Genomic DNA, 1,268 nt, shown 5'->3' on the forward strand with positions numbered 1-1,268 from the left:
CGCATTTCGACGGAATCCAAGATGGCCAGCGTGCAAGCCCTCGACAAGAACGACACCTACAACTACGAGATCGTCCGCCGCTTCACCCTCACCACCCTGTTCTGGGGCGTGCTGGGCATGAGCATGGGCGTGGTGATCGCCGCCCAGCTGGTGTGGCCGGAACTCAACCTCGGCCTGCCCTGGACCAGCTTCGGGCGCATCCGCCCGATCCACACCAACCTGGTGATCTTCGCCTTCGGCGGCAGCGCGCTGTTCGCCACCTCCTTCTACGTGGTGCAGCGCACCTGCCGGGTGCGCCTGGTCTCCGACAGCCTGGCCAACTTCGTGTTCTGGGGCTGGCAGGCGAGCATCCTGGCGATGCTGGTGAGCTACCCGCTGGGCATCACCACCTCGAAGGAATACGCCGAGATGGAGTGGCCCATCGCGCTCTGGGTCACGGTGGTATGGATCGCCTACGCCTACCTGTTCTTCGGCACCATCGCCCGCCGCACGGTGCAGCACATCTACGTGGGCAACTGGTTCTACGGCGCCTTCATCGTGGTCACCGGCATGGTCCACGTGGTCAACCACCTGGCGCGCCCGGTCAGCCTGCTGAAGTCCTACCCGCTGTATTCCGGCGCCACCGACGCGATGATCCAGTGGTGGTACGGCCACAGCGTGGTCGGCTTCATCCTCTCGGTGGGCTTCCTCGGCATGATGTACTACTACGTGCCGCGCCAGGCCGAGCGGCCGATCTACTCCTACCGCCTGTCCATCGTGCACTTCTGGGCGATCATCACCCTGTACATCTGGGCCGGCCCGCACCACCTGCACTACACCGCCCTGCCCGACTGGGCCCAGTCCCTGGGCATGGTCATGTCGCTGGTGCTGCTGGCGCCGTCCTGGGGCGGCATGATCAACGGCATGATGACCCTCTCCGGCGCCTGGCATAAGCTGCGCACCGACCCCATCCTGCGCTTCCTGGTGGTGTCCCTGGCCTTCTACGGCATGTCCACCTTCGAAGGCCCGATGATGGCCATCAAGACGGTGAACTCGCTGTCCCACTACACCGACTGGACCATCGGCCACGTGCACGCCGGCGCCCTGGGCTGGGTGGCGATGATCTCCATCGGCGCGCTGTACCACATGATCCCCAAGCTCTACGGCCGCGAACGGATGTACAGCGTGGGGCTGATCAACGCGCACTTCTGGCTCGCCACCATCGGCACCGTGCTCTACATCGCCTCGATGTGGGTCAACGGCATCACCCAGGGCCTGATGTGGCGCGC

General features: G+C 65.0%; 1 protein-coding gene. It reads left to right on the top strand.

All coding sequences use genetic code 11. The annotated features are described in order from the left end of the window. Positions 1-21: 21 nt before the first annotated feature. Positions 22-1,268, top strand: a 1,247-nt coding sequence (gene ccoN / locus DK254_RS09095; protein WP_109933963.1) for a cytochrome-c oxidase, cbb3-type subunit I, incomplete at its 3' end; no start/stop codon positions are given.

The sequence above is a fragment of the Pseudomonas sp. RW407 genome, from assembly GCF_003176655.1.
Lineage (GTDB): Bacteria > Pseudomonadota > Gammaproteobacteria > Pseudomonadales > Pseudomonadaceae > Pseudomonas > Pseudomonas delhiensis.